The following is a 25,905-nucleotide window of genomic DNA, read 5'->3' as shown; positions in this document are numbered from 1 at the left end:
AATTTACTTTCTTTTACGAGCGTCTGGTTTACCACCTTTATTAAAAGGTTTTCTGTCTCCTCTCGGAGAATCTCCACCTTTACCACCACCAGTTCCAGATTGTTTTTTATCCATTCCTGCAAGCGGAGAAAGATCTCTCTTTCCATAAACTTCACCTTTCATGATCCATACTTTGATACCCATTCTACCGTAAGTAGTGTGAGCTTCAGCCAAAGCATAATCAATGTCAGCTCTGAAAGTTGATAGAGGAATTCTACCTTCTTTGAAACCTTCTGAACGTGCCATCTCAGCACCATTCAAACGACCAGAAATCAAAACTTTGATACCTTCAGCGTTCATACGCATAGAAGCAGCAATAGCCATTTTGATTGCACGTCTGTAAGAAATACGGCTTTCGATTTGACGAGCGATGCTTGTCGCCACAAGATAAGCATCTAATTCAGGTCTTTTGATTTCAAAGATGTTGATTTGAACCTCTTTGTCAGTAACTTTCTTAAGTTCTTCTTTTAACTTGTCTACCTCTTGTCCGCCTTTTCCGATAATGATACCAGGTCTGGCAGTAGTGATAGTAACGGTTACAAGTTTCAAAGTTCTCTCGATGATTACTTTTGATACACTAGCTTTTGATAAACGAGCGTGGATATACTTTCTGATTTTATGATCTTCGGCAAGTTTATCACCGTAATCATTTCCACCATACCAGTTTGAGTCCCACCCTCTGATGATACCAAGTCTATTTCCAATTGGATTTGTCTTTTGTCCCATGCTGCTTAAGAATTGCTTTGTGTGTTATTGATAGCTCCAAGCACGATTGTTACGTGATTAGAACGTTTTCTTATTCTGTGTGCACGACCTTGTGGAGCTGGACGAAGTCTTTTCAACATCATTCCACCATCTACCCTGATCTCTTTAACAAATAATCCAGCTTCTTCTAAATTACCTTCACTATTTTTTTGCTCCCAGTTGTTGATTGCAGATAATAATAGTTTCTCTAATTTTCTTGAAGCCTCTTTAGAACTGAATCTTAAGATGTTAAGTGCTCTTTCTACCTTCTGACCTCTTACCAAGTCCGCTACTAAGCGCATTTTTCTAGGTGAAGTAGGGCAGTTATTCAATTTTGCGAAAGCAATAGACTTATTAGCCTCTTTTCTCGCATCTGCTGTTTCTCTTTTACGAACTCCCATTGCTTCTTATTTTTTACCTTTATTTTTTGCTCCAGCATGACCTCTAAAAGATCTAGTTGGTGAAAACTCTCCTAATTTGTGACCTACCATGTTTTCTGTTACGTAAACTGGTACAAATTGACGACCGTTATGAACTGCGATAGTTTGTCCAACGAAATCTGGAGTAATCATAGAAGCTCTAGACCAAGTCTTTACTACACTATTTTTACCACTTTCTACGTTTTCCTGAACTTTCTTGTCTAACTTATAATGAACGAAAGGTCCTTTTTTTAATGAACGTGCCATATCTTATTATTTCTTTCTACGTTCTACGATATACTTGTTACTCGGGTTTTTCTTAGAACGAGTTCTATAACCTTTTGCTGGTATTCCATTTCTTGAACGTGGATGTCCACCAGAAGAACGTCCTTCTCCACCACCCATTGGGTGATCAACAGGGTTCATTGCAACAGGTCTTGTTCTAGGTCTTCTTCCTAACCATCTTGTTCTACCTGCTTTACCAGATACAACTAATTGGTGGTCTGAATTAGAAACAGCTCCAATTGTAGCCGAACAAGTTAACAAGATTAATCTTGTTTCACCAGATGGCATTTTAATTGTAGCATATTTTCCATCTCTTGCCATTAATTGTGCAAATGTACCAGCTGAACGAGCGATTACCGCACCTTGACCTGGACGTAACTCAATACAAGAGATAACAGTTCCTAAAGGAATTCTGCTTAAAGGCAATGTATTACCAATTTCAGGTTGAGATTCTGGACCAGAAACTAATTTCTGACCAACTTTCAATCCGTTTTGTGCAATAACGTATGTTTTCTCTCCATCAGCATAAGCTAATAAAGCGATAAACGCAGTACGATTTGGATCATATTCGATTGATTTCACTGTAGCCGGAATTCCGTCTTTAGTTCTTTTGAAATCAATAATACGATATCTCTGCTTGTGACCACCACCCGTATAACGCATGGTCATCTTTCCTTGACTATTTCTACCTCCAGAGTTTTTTATCGGCGCTATCAAAGAGCGTTCCGGCTTATCAGTTGTAATGGCGTCATAACCATTCACAACTCTAAATCGCTGACCTGGGGTAATAGGTTTTAATTTTCTTACTGACATTTTTCTATCTTAGATATTGTTGTAAAAATCAATTGTTTCTCCTTCTTGTACTTGAACAATCGCTTTTTTAATTGCATTTGTCTTTCCACTGATTAAACCACTTTTAGTGTATTTTGTAGTTCTATCCGGTCTTACGTTCATCGTGTTAACTGAAACAATAGTTACACCATAAGCAGCTTCAATAGCTTTCTTAATTTGAACTTTGTTTGCTTTTTTGTCAACAACGAATCCGAAGCGATTTAAAACTTCACTTTCTTTGGTTACTTTTTCCGTTACTATAGGTCTGATAATGATGCTCATATTCCTATTATTTACTTAAATTTTCTTCAATTAACTCTAAAGAACCTTCTAAAAGCACTAAATTATTAGCGTTTAATATTGCGTAAGTGCTTAATTCAGAGCTAGTTACGACGTTTGAAGCCTTTAAATTACGTGACGACAAATATACATTTTTATTCGACTCACCCAATACAAATAGAGATTTTTTATTTTCTAACCCTAAAGCTTTCAAAACGTTAATGAAATTTTTAGTGTTTGGCGCCTCAAAATTAAAGTCTTCAAGAACGATAACATTTGACTCTTTTGCCTTGATAGAGAAAGCAGATTTTCTCGCCAATCTTTTCAAGCCTTTATTCAATTTAAATGAATAACTTCTTGGTCTTGGCCCAAAAATTGTTCCACCACCTTTAAACAATGGATTCTTGATACTTCCCGCACGAGCTGTACCAGTTCCTTTTTGTTTTTTAATCTTACGTGTACTTCCTGTCACTTCAGCTCTTTCTTTAGCTTTGTGAGTTCCTTGTCTTTGATTAGCAAGATATTGCTTAACATCAAGGTATACAGCGTGATTGTTTGGTTCAATTGCGAATACTGAATCAGAAAGTTGAACTTTTCTTCCAGTATCTTTTCCGTTGAAATCTAATACTTTTACTTCCATTACTTCTGAATGATTACATAAGAGTTTTTATGTCCAGGAACGCATCCTTTAATAACAAGCAGGTTCTTTTCAGCAACTACTTTTAAAACTCTAAGGTTTTGAACTTTTACATTGTCTCCTCCCATTCTTCCAGCCATACGCATTCCTTTGAATACTCTGGATGGATAAGAAGAAGCTCCTACAGAACCTGGCGCTCTTAAACGGTTGTGTTGACCGTGAGTTGCTTGTCCAACACCACCAAATCCGTGACGTTTAACAACCCCTTGAAAACCTTTACCTTTAGATACACCTTGTACATCTACAAATTCTCCTTCAGCAAAAATAGAAACATCAATAAGATCTCCTAATTTTTGTTCAGTTGCAAAATCTTGAAATTCAACGACTTTTTTCTTAGCAACAGTTCCAGCTTTTTTAAAGTGACCTAAAGCCGCTTTAGTGGAATGTTTCTCGTTTTTGTCATCGAAACCAAGTTGCAACGCTTCGTACCCGTCAACACCTTTGGTTCTGACTTGGGTAACAACACACGGCCCAGCCTCGATTACTGTACAAGGAATATTTTTCCCGTTTTCGTCGAAAATACTAGTCATGCCGATTTTTTTACCAATTAACCCAGACATAAATATTAATTATTAATTACTAAAATTCCCTTCAATTTGAAAATCACATAAATTTCCAAACAGGGAGTGCAAAAGTAGATATTAAAATTGAATATACCAAACAGTTATAAAAATTAAATAGCTCATTATCAAAATCCAAGCATCAAACTTGACTGTAATCATGTTTAATTTTTAAAAACAAAGAGACTTATATCTTTTTAAACCTACAACACCATTAGCCGTAACAATTCCTTAAACAAAATACACAAAACTTCGGCAACCTCCTAAAACAAAGGCGCTTCAACAAAAAATCACACAATCAAGAATAACAAAAACACTTTAATAATCATAAAATAAAAACTTTGAACCAACAAAAAAAGCGAAACATTTCTGTCTCGCTTTTTTTTTATAAAATATAATAAAAAATTATACTTTTATCTCTACTTCAACCCCACTTGGCAATTCAAGTTTCATTAATGCATCAATAGTTTTAGATGAAGATGAATAAATATCAATCAATCTCTTGTATGACATTACTTCAAATTGCTCTCTCGCTTTTTTGTTAACGTGCGGAGAACGAAGAACAGTGAAAAGTTTTTTGTGAGTTGGTAACGGAATTGGACCTGTTACAACTGCTCCAGTAGTTTTTACTGTCTTTACGATCTTTTCAGCAGACTTGTCTACCAACATGTGATCGTAAGATTTTAGTTTTATTCTGATTTTTTGACTCATTTTCTTTAGAATTAAGCGTTACCTTTTGCTTTTTTAATTACAGCCTCTGAAATATTAGAAGGTGTTTCTGCATAATGTGAAAACTCCATTGTTGAAGTAGCTCTACCAGAAGATAATGTTCTTAATGTTGTTACATATCCAAACATTTCTGACAAAGGCACATCAGCTTTAATAGTTTTAGCACCATTTCTGTCACCCATGTCATTAACCTGACCTCTACGACGGTTGATATCACCTACGATATCTCCCATGTTTTCTTCTGGCGTAATAACTTCCATTTTCATGATTGGCTCCAAAATAATCGCACCAGCAGCTTTAGCCACTTCTCTATAACCCATTCTAGCAGCTAATTCAAAAGAAAGAGCATCAGAATCGACAGGGTGGAAAGATCCGTCTGTCAAAGTTACTTTCAAACTATCCACTTGATAACCAGCCAAAGGACCAGTTTTCATAGCTTCACGGAAACCTTTTTCTACAGAAGGGATATATTCCTTAGGAACGTTACCACCTTTTACTGCATTAATAAACTGTAATCCTACAGGAACCTTACCATCAACTTCGTCAGCTGGCTCAAGTGTAAATACGATATCACCGAATTTACCACGACCTCCTGATTGTTTCTTATAAGTTTCTCTATGCATAGCAGTTCTTGTAAACGCTTCTTTATATTCAACTTGAGGTTCACCTTGATTAACTTCAACTTTAAATTCACGTTTCATACGATCTACCAAGATATCTAAGTGAAGCTCACCCATACCAGAGATAATAGTTTGCCCTGAAGCCTCATCCGTTCTAACAGTAAATGTTGGATCTTCTTCAGCTAATTTAGCCAAAGCCATACCCATTTTATCAACGTCAGCTTTAGTTTTAGGCTCAATTGCAATACCAATTACCGGCGCAGGGAATTTCATAGACTCAAGAATGATTGGGTGTTTTTCATCACACAATGTATCTCCAGTTTTGATATCCTTAAATCCAACAGCAGCTCCAATATCTCCAGCCTCAATATATTCGATTGGATTTTGTTTGTTAGCGTGCATTTGGTAGATACGAGAAATTCTTTCTTTATTTCCTGAACGAGTGTTCAAAACATAAGAACCAGCATCTAAACGTCCAGAGTAAGCACGGAAGAAAGCTAAACGACCTACGAATGGGTCAGTAGCAATTTTAAATGCCAAAGCAGCGAACGGCTCTTTTACATCTGGCTTACGCAAGATTTTAGTTTGATCTTCTTCTAATAATTCAGCATCATCAGGATGAATACCTTCAATACCTTCTTTATCCATTGGAGAAGGCAAGTATTTACAAACTGCATCTAACATGAATTGAACTCCTTTGTTTTTGAAAGAAGAACCAGCAATCATTGGGATGATAGCCATATCCATAGTAGCAGCCCTTAAAGCGTTGTTGATTTCTTCCTCTGTAATAGAGTTTTCATCTTCCATGAATTTCTCTAAAAGATTTTCATCGTAGTCAGCAACTGCCTCAATAAGAATCGATCTGTATTCTTTAACCTCTGCAACCATATCGGCAGGAATTTCAACAATATCAAAAGTTGCCCCTTGAGTTGCATCGTGCCAAATAATTGCTTGATTTTTCACCAAATCTACAACACCTTTGAAATCATTCTCTTCACCAATCGGCAAAGTGATCGCAACAGCATTTGATTTTAACATATCACGAACTTGTTGACAAACCGCCAAAAAGTTAGATCCTTGACGGTCCATTTTATTAACGAATCCCATACGTGGAACTCTATACTGATCAGCAAGCCTCCAGTTAGTTTCCGATTGAGGCTCAACACCATCAACAGCACTAAACAAGAAAACCAACCCATCAAGTACACGTAAAGAACGATTTACCTCTACAGTAAAGTCAACGTGCCCAGGAGTATCAATAATATTAAAATGATAAGGCAATGATTCAGGCAAAAGCTTACCTTGTTCAGTTGGAAAATTCCACTCACAAGTTGTTGCAGCAGAAGTAATTGTAATACCTCTTTCCTGCTCTTGAGCCATCCAGTCCATTGTTGCAGCACCATCGTGTACTTCACCAATTTTATGTGACTTTCCAGTATAAAAAAGGATACGCTCAGTTGTTGTTGTTTTACCAGCATCAATGTGAGCAGCAATTCCGATATTTCTTGTATATTTTAAATCTCTAGCCATTTCTTTACGAATTAAAATCTAAAGTGAGAGAAAGCTTTATTAGCTTCTGCCATTTTGTGAGTATCCATTCTTTTCTTAACAGCAGCACCTTCTTCTTTAGCAGCAGCTAAACATTCTGACGCTAAACGTTGTGCCATAGATTTTTCATTTCTTCTTCTAGAATAAAGTATCAACCACTTCATTGCCATAGAAATTTTTCTATCTGGACGAATCTGCATTGGAATTTGAAATGTAGCTCCTCCCACTCTACGACTACGCACTTCTACGTGAGGCATAACGTTTGTTAAAGCATCTTTCCAGATTTCTAATGAAGTTTTTTCGTCATTTTGCTTTTTAGACTCAATGATGTCAATTGCATCATAAAATACTTTAAAAGCTGTAGATTTCTTACCATCCCACATTAAGTTGTTTACAAAACGCGTTACCAACTGGTCGTTAAACCTTGGATCTGGTAAAAGTGGTCTTTTCTTTGCCGCTCTTTTTCTCATGTCTTTTTTTTAATAAAAAGTTATAGGTTATCCGTTAAATGTTGTGCTTATCGACTTTTGCTATCGCATAATCTTTAACCCTCAACTCCTAACCTCGAACTCTTAACGTTTTTAAATTACTTTTTTGCTTCTTTTGGGCGTTTAGCACCGTACTTAGATCTTCTTTGCGTTCTTCCTGCAACTCCTGACGTGTCAAGCGCTCCACGAACGATATGATATCTAACACCTGGTAAATCTTTTACCCTTCCACCTCGCACTAATACTATCGAGTGCTCTTGTAAATTGTGTCCTTCTCCAGGGATGTAAGCATTCACTTCATTACCATTTGTCAAACGTACACGCGCAACTTTACGCATTGCAGAGTTTGGTTTTTTTGGTGTAGTAGTGTAAACACGCGTACAAACCCCTCTTCTTTGAGGACAAGAATCTAAAGCAACCGATTTACTCTTCTTAGTGATCTGAGTTCTTCCTGTTCTTACTAATTGTTGAATAGTTGGCATAATTAAATACTAAAAATTACTTGTTTATAAAATTCCCTCTTTTTACGGGGTTGCAAATGTATAAAATATTTTCCACTATACAAACGTTAATCTATTAATTTTCAATAACATTATTTAAGCTTATCTTTTTAGAAACAAAAGATGGATATTTGCAAAACTTTTAATTAACAAACAAATGTTTTCGAAACAGCTATTACAAATCATCATTTTTTCATCAATAAGCATTTCGAATTATGCTCAAAATTTTAATTTAAAAATAAACGGTACAAACAAAACAGAAAACACAATTATCGATTCATTAAATTACATTAAAAAACACCCTAACATAAAGTCTGTTATCAACGAATCAATTAGTACTATTGAAAATCTTTACAAAAAAGGATACCTGGACATAAAAACACTCGAAAACCATAAAGAAAACGATTCAACATACACATACAAATTATCACTTGGAAACAAAATAAAATACACCTATATATATATAGGTAAAAATGATTCATTTTTTGATCTGTTCAAAACAAAAAATGACACCTTAATTATTCCATATGAAGAAACAGAAAACTATATAAATCAAAAAATTAATGATGCAGAAAAGCAAGGTTTTGCACTAAGCAAAATAAAACTAGAAAACATCAAAAAAAAGAATTCGATAATTTATGCCGATTTAAATCTTAATAACGAAAAAAAGCGCAGCGTAAACTCCATCATAATAAATTACACCAATAATAACATCAGGGATTTTCCTAAAGGACATTTAAAACAACTTAACAAAAAATACATAAGTAAAACATTTAATCAAAAAACAATCAAAGATCTTTATGAAGATCTAAATAATTATGAATTTGTTTCCCAGACAAAATATCCTGAAATACTATTCACAAACGATTCAACTAAAGTTTATATCTACCTCGAAAAAAGAAAAGCAAATACTTTTGATGGCTACATAGGATTTTCAAATAATGAAAACAAAAAACTGAGTTTAAATGGCTACCTTGACATAACCCTACAAAATATACTTAAAGCAGGCGAACAGTTTTCTTTATATTGGAAAAGCGATGGGAACCAACAAAAAACCTTTAACACAAAATTAGAAATCCCTTACATCTTTAAATCTTCTCTTGGAATTAAAGCACAATTAAACATCTTCAAACAAGACAGTACTTTTCAAAACACAAAAACATCAATTGACTTAGGTTATTATATAAATTATAATTCAAAACTATACTTAGGCTACCAATCAACAGAATCCAGCGATATTCAAAACACAAACAGCTCAAGCATAAGCGATTTCAACAATTCATACCTCACCTCCAGCTATAATTACAACAAACCAGACAACAACAATCTTTTTCCGAGAAAAACATCTTTAAACTTCATTATTGGGTACGGAAAAAGAAATACAAACAATGAACCAGAAACCTCTAAATCAAGCAAACAATTTTTCATCTCTTCGAACTTATCTTACTACTTTAAGCTTAACGAGAAGAATTATATTTATATCAACTCACAAAATTACTTTTTAAAGAGCGACAGCTATATAACAAACGAACTATTTAGATTTGGTGGTATAAACTCAATAAGAGGCTTTTCAGAGAACAGTTTACAAGCAAATAATTCCAATCTACTTATAACCGAATATAGATATCTTCCTACATTAAATTTATACATTCACACCATATTTGATTACGGACTATTTCAAGATCAAACGATTACAGAAAACCCTAAAAAAGTAAGAAATATACTATCTATTGGAATAGGTGTGGGTTTAGCTACAAAAAGTGGCATTTTAAAAATACAGATAGCCAATGGCAGTACAAATAAAGGAGAAATAAAATTTTATAACAGTATTGTTAATATTTGTTATAGTGTTAAATTTTAGTTGCTTTTAAAAAAACTTTAACAAAAACTTGGAATATTAACAAATTATTATGAGATTAGTATTACTAATTCAAAATAATTATTAATATGAAACCAAAATCCAAGGGATTTTTAGTACTGCTATTAGTACTAATGACGCAATTAACCATTGCGCAAGAAAGAACTGTTTCGGGAATTGTCACCGATGACGCAGGCTTACCTTTACCAGGCGTAAGTGTATTAGTTAAAGGTACAAAAACCGGAACACAAACAGATTTTGATGGTAAATACTCCATCAAAGCATCACCAAGTCAAGTTTTAATTTTTAGCTACATTGGGATGAGATCTCAAGAAGCTAATGCAAATTCAACAGAAGTCAATGCAAAATTATCAGGAGACACAATGCAACTCGAAGGGGTTGTTGTAACAGCATTAGGACTATCAAGAGAAAAAAAATCACTTGGATATGCTACACAAGAAGTAAAAGGAGAAAGTCTCTCTGCAGTTAAAAGTGACAACTTTGTAAACTCTATATCCGGTAAAGTTTCTGGTGTTCAAGTAAAAAGAACAACAAATTTTGGCGGGTCTACTAATATAGTAATTAGAGGGAACGCATCATTAACAGGAAACAATCAGGCTTTATTTGTGATTGATGGAGTTCCGGTAAGTAACAACAACACAAACTCAAGAGATCAGGAACAATCAGGGTCTGGTTACGACTACGGGAATGCTGCATCTGATATCAACCCAGAAGACATTGAATCAATAAATGTACTTAAAGGATCTGCCGCAAGTGCATTATATGGATCCAGAGCCGCTAATGGTGTTGTAGTAATTACAACAAAAAAAGGAAATAAAAAAGGAAAAGGATATTCTATAACAGTAAACTCAGGAGTAAGCATGGGATCTGTTGACAAAAGCACTTTTATAAAATATCAAAACCAATACGGTGCAGGATACGGACCCTATTATGGGCCAGATGAAGACTCTTACCTTGATCACAGAGATATTAATGGAGACGGAATTTTAGACAATGTAACACCATTAACAGAAGATGCTTCATATGGACAAGCATTTGATCCAAATTTATTAGTGTATCAATGGGATGCTTTCTATCCTGAATCTCCAAATTACATGAAAGCAACTCCATGGATAAATGCAAAAAATGGCCCTATAACATTTTTTGAAAAACCAGTAGCGTTAACAAATTCTATTTCGATAGATAAAGGACTTGAAAATGGATATTTAAGATTAGGAGTTAACAATCTTGACCAGAAAGGCCTCTTACCTAACAGTTCATTAAAAAGAAATACTATTACTTTAAATGCATCAACTTTAATTAACGACAAGCTAACTGTGTCCGGATATGGAAACTTCACAAAAACAAGCACAATAGGAAGAAATACCACAGGATACAATGACAATATTGCCGGTAATTTTAGACAATGGTGGCAAACAAACGTTGACCTTAAAGATCTAAAGCAAGCTTATGAACTTACAGGAAGAAATGTAACATGGAATCCTAATGCATATGACGATCCTAGACCAATTTTCTGGGACAACCCTTACTTTCAACGCTATGAAAATTATGAATCAGATAGCAGAAGCAGATTCATAGGTAATATTTCTTTAAACTATAAAATTACAAGCTGGTTAGACGCATACGGAAGAATGTCTGTAGATACTTATGATGAATTGCAAGAAGAAAGAAGAGCAGTAGGAAGTGTACCTTCAAACTTTGGTATTGGAACTGGCGGAGGTGACGGTAGCACTAACAGAAACCCAGCCCCATCAGGTTATTCAAGAAGAAATATTGGCTTTAGCGAATACAACTATGATTTCATGTTAAACTACAATAAAGATTTAACAGAAAAATTAAACCTAAAAGGAGTTGTTGGTATAAACGTTAGAAGAAGTTATTACAACTCTATATGGGCTGCAACAAATGGCGGTCTTGCAATACCTGGTTTGTATGCTTTACAAAATACAGCAGCTCCCATGCTTGCGCCAATAGAAAGAGACGAATCAATAGGAGTAGACGGTGTTTACGGAAGTGCTTCTTTGGGGTATGATGATTATCTATACCTGGAAGGAACAATAAGAAGAGATCATTCTTCAACTCTTCCGGAAGCTAACAGCTCATACTACTACCCTTCAATATCATCAAGTTTTGTATTTTCTAAATTTGTAAAAGCAGATTGGTTATCATTTGGTAAAGTAAGACTTAACTATGCTGAAGTTGGAAACAGCCCCGGATTTGACAGAATATTAGACACTTACGCTGTAAACACAGCTATCGGAGCCGGATCTGCATCTGTAAAAGACACTAAAAACAATCCAAATCTAAAACCAGAAAAGACTAAGAGTTACGAAGCAGGTATAGAACTATCATTCTTTAAAAAGAGATTAGGATTAGATGTTTCCTACTATAAATCTAACTCAATTGATCAAATTATTCCATTACGATTAACATCTTCAACCGGATATTTATACGAATTAATTAATGCCGGAGAAATAGAAAATAAAGGAATAGAAGTTTCTTTAAATGGCACACCAATAAAAATAGCTAACTTTTCATGGGATGTTAATTTGAACTGGGCACGGAACAGAAACAAAGTATTAGATCTCCTGGACGGCATTGGCAATTTACAATTAGGCTCTTTCCAGGGAGGTGTTACAATAAATGCAGCAGTCGGCCAGCCTTATGGTGTAATCTACGGCACCAAATACACTTATTTAAACGGGCAAAGAGTAGTGGATCCTGATAATGGTCAATATATCAAAACTTCAACATCTGATAACCCAATTGGAAGTGCAAATCCAGAATGGACAGGAGGCCTCAACAACAAATTCACTTATAAAAATTTTTCACTTGAATTCTTAATTGACATGCAAAAAGGCGGGCAAATATTCTCACTAGACCGTTATTATGGTTTAGCCACAGGCTTACCCGATGATACCGCATTTATTAATGAACTTGGAAACCCTATCAGAGATCCACTTGTATTCAATCAATACGATGTTGACGGGGTTGGAATTCCAGCAGGAGGATATACATCAGCGTCAGGAGGATTTATCAATCCCGGAGTAAATCCAGATGGTTCAGTAAACACAACAAGAATTGTAGCCAGTCGATTTGGGGCTCAGGGATACAGAAGAGGATTACCAGATGAAGCATTTGTATATGATGCAAGCTATATCAAATTAAGACAAACTGCAATTTCTTATTCATTTTCAGAAAAAATTTTAAGAAACACATTTATGAACGGAATGACTTTAAGTGTTGTCGGAACTAACCTTTGGATTATTCACAAAAACTTACCGGATGCAGATCCAGAATCAGGATTAGGAGCAGGTAATCTACAAGGCTACTCAACAGGATCTTTACCATCCACCAGAGACATTAGCTTTAACGTTAAAATCCAATTTTAAAATTAGAAATCATGAAAAAAATATTCTTTATTCTCTTCACGGCAATAATAACAACATCTTGTTCCGATGATTTAGAAAAATTAAACGAAAACGTAAAAGACCCGGCAAATGTACCTGGGGAAGTTTTATTTACAAGTGCCCAAAAAAGTCTGGTGGATCAAATGATGAGCACCAATGTAAATGACAATATTTTTAGATTATTAAATCAATATTGGACAGAAACTGTATATACAGATGAAAGTAATTACGATTTAGTTACCAGAACAATCCCGGAACAACACTGGCAGTATCTATACAAAGATGTACTGAAAGATTTAGATCAAAGTGCAAAAAACATTACTGATACCCCATTAGGATTAACAGAAAACCCATTGGATAAGCAAAACAAACTTGCCATAATTGAGGTATTAAACGTCTATACTTATGCAATATTAGTAGAAACTTTTGGAGATGTACCCTACTCACAAGCATTAAATTTAGCCTACAAAACGCCTAAATATGATGATGGCTTAACAATCTACAAAGATTTAATAGTAAGATTAAACAAAGCTATAACAAACCTAAATACTTCGGGCCAAAGCTTTGGTGGTAATGACAGAATCTATTCAGGTGATATAAGCAAATGGATTAAGTTTGCAAATACTCTTAAATTAAGATTAGGCATCACGATCTCAGACATACCATCAGAAGCAGCTCTTGCACAAGCAACTGTATCTAGTGCAGCGCCATTTGTTTTTTCATCAAATCTTGACAATGCTGATTTCAAATACTTAACAGCAACTCCAAATACAAATCCTTTATACGTGGACCTTGTTGCTAGTGGTCGTTCAGATTTTGTTCCTGCTAATACATTAGTAGACGTTATGAATGATTTAAATGATCCGAGACGTTCTAAATATTTCGACAATAATGTAGATAATCCTGCTACTCCGGAAGTAGAATATATTGGCGGTACAAACGGAGGGAGTAATACATTTAAAAACTTTACACATATCACCCCAACAATACAAGTACCGGATTTCCCTGGAACAATTTTAGATTATGCACAAACTGAATTTCTATTAGCAGAAGCAGCAGAAAGAAATTTATATGGTACTCCTGCAACAGCTGCAGCACATTACAATGCGGCCATTACAGCATCCATTTTAGACTGGGGCGGTACTGAAGCAGAAGCGATAACTTACCTTGCAACACCAAATGTTGCATATTCAACTGCTCCAGGAACGTGGAAACAAAAAATAGGAACTCAAAGTTGGATAGCATATTACAACAATTCATTTGAAGGCTGGTCTGTTTATAGAAGACTGGATTATCCTGTTTTAGTTGCTCCTGCTGAAGCAGTTTCTGCAATTCCGCTTCGTTTCACTTATCCAATTATAGAACAATCATTAAATAAAAGCAGTTACACAGCAGCAAGCCAGGCAATCGGCGGAGATAATGTTGATACTAAATTATTTTGGGATAAATTTTAGAAAAACCTTAATACAAAACAAAATCCACTCTTTTAGGGTGGATTTTTTATTTAAAAGTTACAAAAAAAACAATTTCAATAATCGTAACATAAAATTTAACATTCACAAGAACTGAGGTATATTTAATTATTATCATATTTAAATCAATAAATTAAGAATACCGAATTTAATAGTCTTTTTTAACATTAAAAAAACAATTTCCTATTATAAAACTATAATTTAACTAAAAAAAAAGCTCCTTATATTAGGATAGTTAACAAATTATTAAGAGTTTTGCGATACTAATTCAAAATATTTAAAAATGAAACTAAAGTTCAATGGATTCTTAGTACTCTTATTAGTACTAGTAGCGCAACTTACTTTTGCGCAAGAAAGAGCTGTTTCTGGTACAGTTTCTGACAATTCAGGCATGCCTTTACCGGGTGTGAGTGTATTAGTTAAAGGAACCAAAGCAGGAACACAAACAGATTTTGACGGTAAATTTACAATCAAAGCAGCACCAAGTCAGGTTTTGGTATTTAGCTACATTGGCATGAAAAGCCAGGAAGTAGCTGCGAGTTCAACCTCAATTAGCGTAAAATTAAAAGATGATTCTGTAGAACTAGAGGGTGTTGTTGTTACCGCTTTAGGTATCAAAAGATCAGAAAAGACCTTAGGATATGCAGTATCAAAAGTAACTTCCGAAGAACTTACCAGATCAGGAGAACAAAACGTTCTGCAAGGATTAGCAGGAAAAGCTGCCGGTGTTCAGGTAATTGGATCCGGAGGTACACCAGGAGCATCAAGTAAAATCATTATTAGAGGTGTTAATAGTATTAACAGAGCTTCAGATCCTTTAATAGTTATTGATGGCGTACCTGTTGACAATACGACAAGCCAAACAACCGCTGGAGACAACCCTTTTAATGCAAATTTATCTGGTATCAATAACTCTAACAGAGCATTAGACATTAACCCTGATGATGTAGAAAGTGTTTCTATACTTAAAGGTCCTGCAGCTGCCGCTCTTTATGGAGAAAGAGCTGGTAATGGTGTAATACTTTATACTACAAAAAAAGGGAAAGCAGGTAAAGGATTAGGAATTGACTTTTCAACTTCTATGGCAATTGACAAAGTAAGTCAATTACCGGCAAGACAAAACAAATATGTTCAGGGTACAAGTGCTACCGCAACTACAATACCTACTAATACACCACAAAGCTGGGGACCATCAGCAGAATCATTAGGGGTACCAATGTATGACAATGTTGGAAACTTTTTTCAAGATGGGTTAACATACACAAACAATATCTCTTTCTATGGAGGAGATAATAAAGCAACCTACAGAGCATCTTATGGTAATGTAACACAAACCGGTATGGTACCGGAAACAGGTTTAAAAAGGAATACCCTTAGAGTTGTTGGAGATTTGAGGTTAAGCGAAAAATGGAAAACAGGAGGTAGCTTACAATACACCCATACAACAAACACATTAGCTCAAAACGGAAGTAATGTTTCTGGTGTAATGTTGAGTTTACTACGTTCAGTAGGAAACTACGATCTAAGAAACTATAAAGATGCTGCAGGAAACAATAAAAATTACTTTGCTTCTTATGACAACCCATATTTTACTGTAAATGAAAATCCCGCAACCAGTGATGTAAATCGTGTTTTCGGAAATATGTTTTTAACATATACGCCTGCAGATTGGTTATCCTTAACTGCTAAAGCAGGTATTGACACCTATTCAGATTACCGTAAACAAATATTTGCAGTTTCATCTAACGGAGACAACCTTGCCGGTATTGGTGAAGTTGCTTATAATAATATAACGAATAAAGAATTCTACGGAGATTTCATTGCAAGCGGATTACTACCAATAAAATCAGAATGGTTAAAAATCAACTATACAGCAGGTCTTAACTTACGTTCATTTCAAAATACTGATGTATTCTCAAGAGGTAAAGAGCTTGCAGTAAGAGGAGTTTACAACCTGTCTAATACAACTCAGAGATATGCTTCTAATTCAGAAGAAAACATAATGTCTAGAGCATTATTTGGACAATTGGAATTTGATATTAAAAACCAACTTTTCATAACAGGTTCGGTGAGAAAAGAATGGTCTTCTACCTACGGTACAAATGCAAATAGTGCAATTTTCCCATCTGCTTCAGCTTCATGGGTAATAACAAGCTCATTCGATTTGCCTGAAGCAATCAGCTTTGCAAAAGTAACCTATGGATATGGCAAAGTGGGTATCGCTCCAGCAACTTACAGAACTATAAGCACTTACACCGCACCATTCATGACTGACGGTTTTACTGACGGTCTTAGCTTTCCATACAATAACGTAAATGGTATGACTGTATCTGGCGGATTAGGAAATCAAGACTTAAGACCAGAAATAGTTGCAGGACACGAAGTAGGTTTGAGTACTAAATTTTTTGACAGCCGACTTTCATTAGATGTAAACGCATATTACAAAACGTCTAAGGATTTATTAATCACTTTACCATTACCATCTTCAAGCGGATTTTCATCAGTATATCAAAATGGTGCTGAATTAGTAAACAAAGGTCTTGAGGTAGAATTTGGATATGACGTATTCCAAAAAAGCAATCCATTTCAATGGAACATTAATTTAAACTGGGCTAAAAACGAAAATGAAGTAACCGACATAGCCGGTGGTTTAGACGATATTCAGATTGAAGCTGCATTTGGATCAATTGGATATTACGCTGTAAAAGGACAACCACTCGGAAGTTTCTATGGCACAAAATGGGCTCGTGATGCAAACGGAAACAAAATTATTGGTACTGATGGTTTAGCAAAAATTGCTGACGAAACAGGAAACTTAGGTAATTCCGCTCCAAAATGGACTGGAGGAATCAGAAACACATTTACATACAAAAGAGTTACCCTATCTGGTTTATTAGATATTAGACATGGTGGAACGGTTTACAATGGAACATTAGCCAGATTGCACAATTTTGGTGTATCTGAAGCATCTGCCGATCGTGAGAGAACCTATGTAATTGAAGGTGTAACAGAAACCGGAACTCCTAACACTAAAGAAATAGATGCAAAAAGCTATTATAGATTTTATTTAGGTGATGCAGGAGGAGCAGCTGAACAAGCAGTTACAGATGTAAACTGGATTAGACTGCGTGATGTTAGCATAACCTATGATTTTAATGTAAAAAAATTTACAGCTATCAATTCAGCTCAAATATCATTTACAGGGAGAAACCTATGGTTAGATACTAATTATGAAGGTGTGGATCCTGAAACTAGTTTAACTGGTGCAGGTTCCAGAATTAATGGATTAGATTACTTTAATAATCCGGGCAGCAAATCATTCATAATGACTCTTAAAGTAGGATTTTAAATTTAAAACAAATCAAAATGAAAAAATATATAAAAAGTATAATTCTTACAGCTGTTAGTATTAGCTTGCTAACTGGCTGTCAGACAGAATTAGACACCTTTAATGAGAATCCTAACGACCCAATTACAACTACTCCAACATTGTTGTTGGCTGCTATGGAAGTTTCAACGTTCTCTACACACACCAGTGGTCTAATCAGAACTGCAAGTATTTTTGATCAGCATCTTGCTGGTACAAGTGTTGGTCAATTAGGAGAAATTCATCGTTACATTCTTACCGAACAAGACGTAAATAACGAATGGAATACTATTTACGGAACAACTTTAATAAGCGGTCATATTTTAAGCCGTGATTTTGCAGCAGGCTATCCTTATTACAATGGTATAGGTCAGATATTGACTGCCATAAACTTAGGATATGCAACTGATGCTTGGGGAGATGTTCCTTATGACGAAGCTTTTAGAGCAGAACAGGGAAACAAAGCACCACGTTACAATACACAAGAAGAAATTTACCAAAGACTACAAACAACTCTGGATGAAGCCATTGTTAATTTAAAAAAACCTGCTTCAAGCAATATTTCAGTTCCTGGTAATGATGATTATATCTTTAAAGGAAATATTGCTAAATGGATTAAAATTGCTTATGTTCTAAAAGCGAGATACGCTTTAAGATTAACTCAGGTAGATACTAATGCTGCACAAAAAGCACTTGATTACATTACAGCATCCGGAATAAGCTCAAATGCAGATGATGCTAATACTTTTTTTACCGAACAGGCAAACGAACTTAATCAATGGTATGCTTTTGATAATAGCCGTGCTAATTATCTAAAAACGGGAGCATATTTTGTTAATAGCTTAAAAAATTCTAACGATCCTAGATTAACATTTTCAATAGCATTAAACAATCCAGAAGATGAAAATGAAACTCCAACTTATATAGGGAATGAACCAGATGACATCGAGACTCTTTCATCTTCATATATTGGTTCTGCGTATGCAAGTGCTAATTCTGCGGTTGGTATGGTAACTTATGCTGAAGCTAAATTTATCGAAGCAGAAGCAAAATTCAGATTAGGCCAAAATGCCCAACCAGCTTTAGAAGAGGCTGTTGCAGCCTCTGTTTTAAAAGTTACAGGAACTGCAGCTACACCAGCTTTCTTAGCTACAGCAGCTACAACTGTTACTTTAGCAAATATTATTCAGCAAAAATACCTGGCTCTTTTCTTAACTATGGAGCCGTATAATGATTACAGAAGAACCGGCTTTCCTGCTTTGGTTCCAAACCAATCATCAAATACAAAAACTATTCCTGTAAGATTCCCAACTCCATCAGATGAGAGAAATTACAATCCAAATGCAACTGTAGTTAGTAATGTAACTACTAATTTATGGTGGGATAAATAATATTAAAGAAACACTCTTAAATCATAGGACCACTCTGTTCATTCAGAGTGGTTTTTTTTTATATAAACATTATACCTATATTTGCGATATGGAAAAAGAACATCAAATATTTGGAATCAGAGCTATTATAGAAGCAATTCAGGCAGGAAAAGAAGTAGACAAAGTATTCATCCAAAAAGAAATTTCGGGTGAGTTAATGAAGGATTTAATGAAAGTCATGAAGCGTGCCAACATTAATTTCTCCTACGTTCCTGTTGAAAAACTGAATCGTTTAACTCCTAATAATCATCAGGGAGCAGTTGCAACAATATCTCCGATTGGATTCATAGATTTAGAACATCTTGTTGAATCTACAATTGAATCCGGTTCTAAACCTTTGTTTTTAATATTAGACCAAATTTCTGATGCCAGAAATTTTGGAGCCATCATAAGGACTGCAGAATGCACTGGTGTAAACGGAATTATTGTTCAAAAAGCTGGATCTGCCCCTGTAAACGGAGATACTGTAAAAACTTCAGCAGGGGCTGTTTTTAATGTCCCTATTTGTAAAGTTGAACACATTAAAGATGCTATTTTCTATCTTCAGGGATCAGGAATAAAAACCATTGCTGCCACTGAAAAAACAGAACAAAATATTTATGATTTAGAATTGAATGAACCTTTGGCAATCATCATGGGATCTGAAGACAGGGGAATTAATCCATCTGTGCTTAAAATTGTTGATGAAAAAGCGAAATTACCCATGTTTGGAACCATTGGATCCTTAAATGTTTCTGTTGCCTGTGGAGCATTCTTATATGAAGCTGTTCGCCAAAGAAACTAAAGGAATCATTACAAAGAATAGAAAAGCACCTCTAATTTGAGGTGTTTTTTTGTTAACTTAGGTTCTCTGAAACTATTTTAAATCATCGCTTCATCATTAAACCTTTCATTTACAAAGATTCATCTTTTGATTTTAAATTAGTTATAATATAATTAACTGAAATATTAGAATTGAAATAAGAAGATACTATTTCAGAATCTTCTTCAGGAATTTCAGTATTAACGAAATTACCATTCTCGTCAAAGTGCTTCATAAAAGCATCTTCATTAGGATCAAAATCAGGTTTTTGCCAATCATAAACAATTGGTTTAGCATATTCCGGAGTTTTATAAAACAAAGACATTACAAACCCTGTTATAAAACCTGCCAAATGCCCTTCCCAGGAAATATTTTGATCTACATCCGGAAAAACGTACCAAATCATTCCGCCATAAAGCAAAACTACCGCAAATGAAAGCGCTACTAAACGATAATATCGGGTCTGAATCCCTTTGAAAAATATAAAACTTACCAAAACATAAATTAGTCCACTTGCCCCAATATGATAATTTTCCCTACCAATAATCCATGTTATCAAACCTGAAAATAAAATTCCGCAAGCTATAACAGCAAAGGATTGCTTTGGATAAAAAAACTGTAAGGCTGCCAATAATACCAAAAGCGGAATCGAGTTATTATATAGATGGTTTAAATTTTCATGAATAAAAGGACTAAACAATACGCCCTGTAAACCTGAGAAATCCCGTGGATAAATTCCGTTTTGATAAAAATCAAAATCAAACCGAATCTGAACCCAATAAACAATCCACAAAAAAAGGACAAAAATTATTGGAAGTCCAATAACTGCAGTTGAAAATTTAAAATGGTTATCGTTCATATTTTTAACAATCAAATTAATAATTCATCAAAAAACTATCCAAATACAATTTACTGATAATTTGTCAGCAAAATATAAATTTCTCAAGATACAATTCATAGCCCTGATGGAAGCGGCATCCTTTTTTGGCTTTTTCTGCCAAAAAAGATATAGCGGACAGCAGGAAATAGCTCCTGAAAAAATTAAATTTAAATTGAAACTCGTAATTTTGTAAAATGGAAGCACCTTTAGCAGAACGCATTCGTCCACAGAAATTAGAAGACTACATTAGTCAAAATCATTTGGTGGGACCAAACGGCTCTTTAACGCAACAAATTTCGAAAGGAATTATTCCGTCGTTAATATTCTGGGGGCCACCGGGAACCGGAAAAACTACTCTGGCGCAAATTATCGCTCAGGAATCTAAGCGTCCTTTTTATATTTTGAGTGCCATAAATTCTGGTGTGAAAGACATTCGGGATGTAATTGAAAAGGCCAAACAAAGTGGTGGCTTATTCACTGCTAAAAATCCAATTTTGTTTATTGATGAGATTCATCGTTTTAGCAAATCCCAACAAGATTCTCTTTTGGCTGCGGTCGAGAAAGGGTGGATTACATTAATTGGTGCAACGACAGAAAACCCAAGTTTTGAAGTGATTCCTGCTTTATTATCACGCTGTCAGGTTTACATACTAAATGCTTTTACAAAAACCGATTTAGAAGCGTTGTTGCATCGTGCCATGAAAACGGATGCAGAATTAGTTACAAAAAATATTACTCTAAAAGAGACCGAAGCACTCCTAAGATTATCTGGCGGAGATGGCCGAAAACTATTAAACATTTTTGAGTTGGTAGTTAACGCTTCTGATAGCAATGAAATCATTATTACAAACGATAGGGTTTTTGAACTTGTTCAGCAAAACACTGTTTTGTATGACAAAACCGGAGAGCAGCATTATGACATTGTTTCTGCTTTTATCAAATCAATTAGAGGAAGTGATCCTAATGGTGCTGTTTATTGGCTCGCCCGAATGATCGAAGGCGGTGAAGATGTTAAATTTATTGCCCGAAGAATGTTGATTTTATCGAGTGAAGATATTGGAAATGCCAATCCTACTGCCTTCATTATGGCAAACAATACCTTTCAGGCAGTCTCTACAATTGGTTATCCTGAAAGCAGGATTATATTAAGTCAATGCGCTATTTATCTGGCAACCTCACCTAAAAGTAACGCATCTTACATGGCTATTGGAAATGCACAGCAATTGGTAAAACAAACCGGTGATTTACCTGTCCCTATTCATTTGCGCAATGCTCCAACAAAGCTAATGAAAGAATTAGGTTATGGTGAAGACTATAAATATTCGCATGATTATGCCAATAACTTTGCAGAACAAGAATTTTTGCCAGATGCTATAAAAGAAACGGTTCTTTATAATCCAGGTCAGAATTCCAGAGAGAATAGCAACCGTGAATTTTTAAAGAACCGTTGGAAAGATAAATATGGTTATTAAACCAAATTATATTTAAAATTTAACTGAAACTTTCTCAGAAACTAATTTATCATTTTGATAATATTCAAAAAACCACTGATTGTCTTTTGCATTCAAAGTTCCCTGAACACCATCTTTTATTGCTATGTATGAATCCGGACGGGAGGTTTTAAGCAATTTCATAACCACTTTTGGTGTTTTATCAATTAATTGATATCCATTTTCAGTTGGTTGTGCATACAATAAATTTGGATCAGAAACATCTGCAATTGGTGTAGCCACTTGCGTAGAAACTGAATTTGCAGTAACTGCCTGGGCATTCACAGCAACATTTGAAGCAACACCAGAAGTTATTATTGCAGTTTTTCCACTATACTTGTAATTCAAACCATATATCGATATAAATGCCATATCTAATGATTCACGATAGGCTGCTTCATATTCTTTCTCTTTGCTTTTGCCGGTTTCAGAAGTATGAACTACTTTTCCGTAACAGTCTTTAAATTCTACAAAAAGTTTTGTTACTAAAAAAGCATTGTCTCTTTTTACATCAACATACAATAAATCACAGCGATTTGAAAATTCTGCCGGTAGCTGTTCATTTTCATAAAAAGCCTGAAAACCTGCTTTTATTAAATTTGCCTTTGTCATAGTTGAAAGCCTATATGGGTTGATCCCTTTTGCAAAATCAAAATTAATAGGCACAATAACAGCTTTATAATCATTAATTGATTGAGAAAAACCTAAAGCAGAAATAAAAAGTGTTATTAAAAAAAGTTTAATTTTCATATATGTAAAATTTATTTGTTAGCGGTAACATATCCTATTGCCAATTATTTAATAAGATTTACAACAAACTTGTTATAATGGCGATTTTAATAATTATAAATATTTTTTGAGTTCTAATAAATGATTAACTTGTTTAATATTTTCCGGAGCCTGGATTTTTTTATCATTAAAAAAAATAGCATCTAATCCTGCATTCAGGGCACCGTTAACATCAGCATCCAGACAATCACCTATCATAATACAATTTTCTTTTGAAGCATTTGCCGAATTAATTGCATAATCAAAGATAATACTATTTGGCTTTTTTACACCTGCCAGTTCTGAATTTGTAATTGTAGTAAAATAATCACGCAAAGCTGCATTGTTTATTTTCTTTTCCTGAACAGTAGCAAATCCATTTGTTATGATGTGTAATTTATACTTTGATTTTAAATAGTCTAAAATCTCAATCGTCCCATCAAAAAGATGATTATTTTCTGTCAGAAATTCAATATAATCATTCGCAATCTGATCAATATCTGCATCAGAAATAACAATATTTAAGGCATCGAAAGAAAACTTTAATCTGTTGTAACGCAATTCTAAATGTGTAATTGCATCATTTTGATATAACTTCCAACAGGCCTGATTTATCGGAATATATTTTTGGATAAAATCCTGACATTTGATTTCAGGAAATTTGCTTTTAAAAATTCGGTTAAAAGCCATTTCTGAATTTCGATCAAAATCCCAAAGTGTATGGTCTAAGTCAAAAAAAATATCGGTAATATTTGTATGCATAATTTATAAAATTCCTTCATCTACAAAACTATAATATTTTGTTTCAGTAATAATCACATGATCCAAAACTTTAACATCTAAACTATCTCCTGCCATTTTTAATTTTTTGGTAATGTGTTTATCTGCATCACTTGGAATCAAAGTACCGGAAGGATGATTATGACATAAAATTAACCCTGTAGCACCAGATTCAAGTGCTAATTTAAAAACCAGACGAACATCAACAATAGTTCCGGAAATACCTCCTTTACTTAATTGAGATTTTAAAATAACTTTATTTGAATTATTCAGAAAAAGCACCCAAAATTCCTCATGAGGAAGTTCACCAATGACAGGCTGCATGATTTCAAAAACCAACTTACTGGATGTGATTTTTGTTAATTCAACTGAATCCTCTGCCCTACGTCTTCTGCCCAATTCTAATGCTGCAATAATAGTAATAGCTTTAGCCTCACCTATTCCTTTAAAATCTATCAATTGGGAAACAGACATCTTGCCTAACGAATTCAGGGTATCTACACTAGCTAAAATTCTTTTGCTTAAATCAACCGCCGATTCATTCCTACTACCGGAGCCAATCAAAATGGCAATTAATTCGGCATCACTCAAAGCATTTTTGCCTTTCAGCATTAGTTTTTCACGTGGACGGTCGTCTTCTGACCAGTTTGTAATAGGAAAATGTGCTACTTCCATTCAGGGCTATATATTAAATAATGTTCTTGCTCATACAAATACTATTTGTAAGGCCTACATAAGGTTCATAATTTTCAATTATTTCGAAACCCATTTTTTGATACAGATTAATTGCTTCAAGTTGCTTATACAAAGTTTCTAAAATCAACATCTTAAAACCTTGTTCAATTGCTTTACTTTCAACCTCCTTAATAATGTGCTGAGCTATTCCTAACCCTCTTCCTTCTGGTAAAACAAACATTCTTTTCAATTCGGCAGCAGTTTCATGATACTTTTTAAAACAGCCACAACCCACCGCTTTATCATCTAAATAAACGATAACCACATTTGGATTGAATTCAATTACGTTATTACTCCAATAATCCGTTTTTAATTCAGGATAGCGTTCCCACAAAAAAGTATCAAAGGTGTTGTATAAAAATATGAAATCAGGATTTTCGCTTGTTGTATGAACAACTTTAATTTTTTCAGGCATATAGTTTTATCAATATTTTCAAAAATAAGAAAAATCATTCATTAAAATACATTTACTATTCTGATAATCCTTAATTTTAAAACAAAAAAAATGAAATTCAACTATATCTTTTTAATCATGATTTGCCTTTTTTCTTGTAATCAAAAAGAAAACAGCAATTTAGCTATTAAAAACAACAACCCTGTCGTAAAAACTTTCGAAGAAAAACTTTCAGAAGCGGCAATATCTATAATTGACCCCTCGATAGATTATGATCCAACTTATTTTGCAATAGAATACCCAAATGGAGACATCCCGGTAAACAAAGGTGTTTGCACGGATGTTGTTATTCGCAGCTATCGAAAATTAGATATTGATTTACAAAAAGAAGTACATGAAGACATGATCGAAAATTTCTCTAAATATCCAAACTTAAAAAAGTGGGAAATGACCAAGACCGATACCAACATAGATCATCGCAGAGTTCCTAATCTAGAAGTTTTCTTTGAAAGAAAAGGAACAAAATTACCTGTTTCTGAAGATGCAAGAGATTATAAAACAGGAGAAATTGTAACCTGGATGATTAATGGAAAGTTACCTCATATTGGAATTATCACAAACAAAAAATCAGAAGACGGCAAACGAAATCTTATTGTTCATAATATTGGTGGCGGTCAGGTTTTGGAAGACTGTTTGTTTGAGTATAAGATTGTGGGGCACTTTAAATACGAAGGGGCTTCAAATTAGAAAATTTGTCAA

The 25,905-nt window shown here is 34.5% G+C and carries 24 protein-coding genes; 8 read left to right on the top strand and 16 right to left on the bottom strand.

Annotation, left to right across the window (positions count from 1 at the left end; genetic code table 11):
- Window positions 1-3: 3 nt before the first annotated feature.
- From rpsC to rpsL, 11 genes are all read right to left on the bottom strand, one after another.
- The gene (rpsC, locus tag BXU10_RS00965) at window positions 4-765 is read right to left on the bottom strand and encodes a 30S ribosomal protein S3 (RefSeq protein WP_007803635.1); all 762 of its coding nucleotides are present in this window, start codon (window positions 763-765) and stop codon (window positions 4-6) included.
- Window positions 766-770: 5 nt separating this feature from the next.
- On the bottom strand, window positions 771-1,184 hold the full coding sequence (gene rplV / locus BXU10_RS00960; protein WP_007803631.1) for a 50S ribosomal protein L22: 414 nt from the start codon (window positions 1,182-1,184) through the stop codon (window positions 771-773).
- A 6-nt stretch (window positions 1,185-1,190) separates the two neighbouring features.
- Window positions 1,191-1,469 (bottom strand): 30S ribosomal protein S19, encoded by a 279-nt coding sequence (gene rpsS / locus BXU10_RS00955; RefSeq protein ID WP_012022488.1) that lies wholly within the window; start codon window positions 1,467-1,469, stop codon window positions 1,191-1,193.
- Window positions 1,470-1,475: 6 nt separating this feature from the next.
- Complete coding sequence (rplB, locus tag BXU10_RS00950; protein ID WP_007803623.1) at window positions 1,476-2,300, bottom strand: 50S ribosomal protein L2; 825 nt, start codon at window positions 2,298-2,300, stop codon at window positions 1,476-1,478.
- Window positions 2,301-2,309: 9 nt separating this feature from the next.
- On the bottom strand, window positions 2,310-2,600 hold the full coding sequence (gene rplW / locus BXU10_RS00945) for a 50S ribosomal protein L23 (RefSeq protein ID WP_007803621.1): 291 nt from the start codon (window positions 2,598-2,600) through the stop codon (window positions 2,310-2,312).
- Between the two features lie 7 nt (window positions 2,601-2,607).
- Window positions 2,608-3,237 (bottom strand): 50S ribosomal protein L4, encoded by a 630-nt coding sequence (gene rplD, locus BXU10_RS00940; RefSeq protein ID WP_031456040.1) that lies wholly within the window; start codon window positions 3,235-3,237, stop codon window positions 2,608-2,610.
- Window positions 3,237-3,854, bottom strand: a complete 618-nt coding sequence (rplC, locus tag BXU10_RS00935; RefSeq protein WP_007803612.1) for a 50S ribosomal protein L3 — start codon at window positions 3,852-3,854, stop codon at window positions 3,237-3,239. The genes rplD and rplC overlap by 1 nt, the downstream gene beginning before the upstream one ends.
- 405 nt (window positions 3,855-4,259) lie before the next feature.
- Window positions 4,260-4,565 carry a 30S ribosomal protein S10 gene (gene rpsJ, locus BXU10_RS00930; RefSeq protein WP_007803605.1) on the bottom strand — a complete coding sequence of 102 codons (306 nt, stop codon included), beginning with the start codon at window positions 4,563-4,565 and terminating at the stop codon, window positions 4,260-4,262.
- Between the two features lie 11 nt (window positions 4,566-4,576).
- Entirely contained in the window at window positions 4,577-6,733 is a 2,157-nt protein-coding gene (fusA, locus tag BXU10_RS00925) for an elongation factor G (protein WP_078225738.1), read from the bottom strand.
- Window positions 6,734-6,744: 11 nt separating this feature from the next.
- Complete coding sequence (rpsG, locus tag BXU10_RS00920) at window positions 6,745-7,221, bottom strand: 30S ribosomal protein S7 (protein WP_017495022.1); 477 nt, start codon at window positions 7,219-7,221, stop codon at window positions 6,745-6,747.
- A gap of 116 nt (window positions 7,222-7,337) precedes the next feature.
- Window positions 7,338-7,721, bottom strand: coding sequence for a 30S ribosomal protein S12 (rpsL, locus tag BXU10_RS00915; protein ID WP_007136570.1), 384 nt, complete (start codon window positions 7,719-7,721; stop codon window positions 7,338-7,340).
- Between the two features lie 175 nt (window positions 7,722-7,896).
- Here rpsL and BXU10_RS00910 point away from each other — a divergent pair, with 175 nt between their 5' ends.
- From BXU10_RS00910 to rlmB, 6 genes are all read left to right on the top strand, one after another.
- Window positions 7,897-9,600 (top strand): hypothetical protein, encoded by a 1,704-nt coding sequence (locus BXU10_RS00910; RefSeq protein WP_078225737.1) that lies wholly within the window; start codon window positions 7,897-7,899, stop codon window positions 9,598-9,600.
- 86 nt (window positions 9,601-9,686) lie between these two features.
- On the top strand, window positions 9,687-13,010 hold the full coding sequence (locus BXU10_RS00905) for a SusC/RagA family TonB-linked outer membrane protein (protein WP_078225736.1): 3,324 nt from the start codon (window positions 9,687-9,689) through the stop codon (window positions 13,008-13,010).
- 11 nt (window positions 13,011-13,021) lie between these two features.
- The gene (locus BXU10_RS00900) at window positions 13,022-14,482 is read left to right on the top strand and encodes a SusD/RagB family nutrient-binding outer membrane lipoprotein (RefSeq protein WP_078225735.1); all 1,461 of its coding nucleotides are present in this window, start codon (window positions 13,022-13,024) and stop codon (window positions 14,480-14,482) included.
- Window positions 14,483-14,783: 301 nt separating this feature from the next.
- Window positions 14,784-17,849, top strand: coding sequence for a SusC/RagA family TonB-linked outer membrane protein (locus BXU10_RS00895; RefSeq protein ID WP_078225734.1), 3,066 nt, complete (start codon window positions 14,784-14,786; stop codon window positions 17,847-17,849).
- Window positions 17,850-17,866: 17 nt separating this feature from the next.
- Window positions 17,867-19,258, top strand: a complete 1,392-nt coding sequence (locus BXU10_RS00890) for a SusD/RagB family nutrient-binding outer membrane lipoprotein (RefSeq protein WP_078225733.1) — start codon at window positions 17,867-17,869, stop codon at window positions 19,256-19,258.
- A gap of 88 nt (window positions 19,259-19,346) precedes the next feature.
- On the top strand, window positions 19,347-20,081 hold the full coding sequence (rlmB, locus tag BXU10_RS00885) for a 23S rRNA (guanosine(2251)-2'-O)-methyltransferase RlmB (RefSeq protein ID WP_078225732.1): 735 nt from the start codon (window positions 19,347-19,349) through the stop codon (window positions 20,079-20,081).
- A 109-nt stretch (window positions 20,082-20,190) separates the two neighbouring features.
- On the opposite strand, the gene BXU10_RS00880 is transcribed toward rlmB, so the two are convergent.
- Window positions 20,191-20,958, bottom strand: a complete 768-nt coding sequence (locus BXU10_RS00880) for a rhomboid family intramembrane serine protease (RefSeq protein ID WP_078225731.1) — start codon at window positions 20,956-20,958, stop codon at window positions 20,191-20,193.
- A gap of 215 nt (window positions 20,959-21,173) precedes the next feature.
- On the opposite strand from BXU10_RS00880, the gene BXU10_RS00875 reads away from it, so the two are divergent.
- On the top strand, window positions 21,174-22,451 hold the full coding sequence (locus BXU10_RS00875) for a replication-associated recombination protein A (protein WP_078225730.1): 1,278 nt from the start codon (window positions 21,174-21,176) through the stop codon (window positions 22,449-22,451).
- A 12-nt stretch (window positions 22,452-22,463) separates the two neighbouring features.
- Here the strand turns inward: BXU10_RS00875 and BXU10_RS00870 are convergent, their stop codons facing one another.
- From BXU10_RS00870 to BXU10_RS00855, 4 genes are all read right to left on the bottom strand, one after another.
- Window positions 22,464-23,219, bottom strand: a complete 756-nt coding sequence (locus BXU10_RS00870; protein WP_078225729.1) for a hypothetical protein — start codon at window positions 23,217-23,219, stop codon at window positions 22,464-22,466.
- A gap of 93 nt (window positions 23,220-23,312) precedes the next feature.
- Window positions 23,313-23,999 (bottom strand): YjjG family noncanonical pyrimidine nucleotidase, encoded by a 687-nt coding sequence (locus tag BXU10_RS00865; protein WP_078225728.1) that lies wholly within the window; start codon window positions 23,997-23,999, stop codon window positions 23,313-23,315.
- A 3-nt stretch (window positions 24,000-24,002) separates the two neighbouring features.
- Entirely contained in the window at window positions 24,003-24,692 is a 690-nt protein-coding gene (radC, locus tag BXU10_RS00860; protein WP_078225727.1) for a DNA repair protein RadC, read from the bottom strand.
- A gap of 13 nt (window positions 24,693-24,705) precedes the next feature.
- On the bottom strand, window positions 24,706-25,167 hold the full coding sequence (locus tag BXU10_RS00855; RefSeq protein WP_078225726.1) for a GNAT family N-acetyltransferase: 462 nt from the start codon (window positions 25,165-25,167) through the stop codon (window positions 24,706-24,708).
- Between the two features lie 90 nt (window positions 25,168-25,257).
- On the opposite strand from BXU10_RS00855, the gene BXU10_RS00850 reads away from it, so the two are divergent.
- Window positions 25,258-25,893, top strand: a complete 636-nt coding sequence (locus tag BXU10_RS00850; protein ID WP_078225725.1) for a DUF1287 domain-containing protein — start codon at window positions 25,258-25,260, stop codon at window positions 25,891-25,893.
- Window positions 25,894-25,905 lie beyond the last annotated feature (12 nt).

Origin of the sequence: Flavobacterium sp. LM4 (assembly GCF_002017935.1) — a bacterium.
Classification (GTDB): Bacteria; Bacteroidota; Bacteroidia; order Flavobacteriales; family Flavobacteriaceae; genus Flavobacterium; species Flavobacterium chungangense.
Note: the sequence above shows the minus strand (reverse complement) of the source record. Positions and strands in the feature narration are given on the sequence as shown.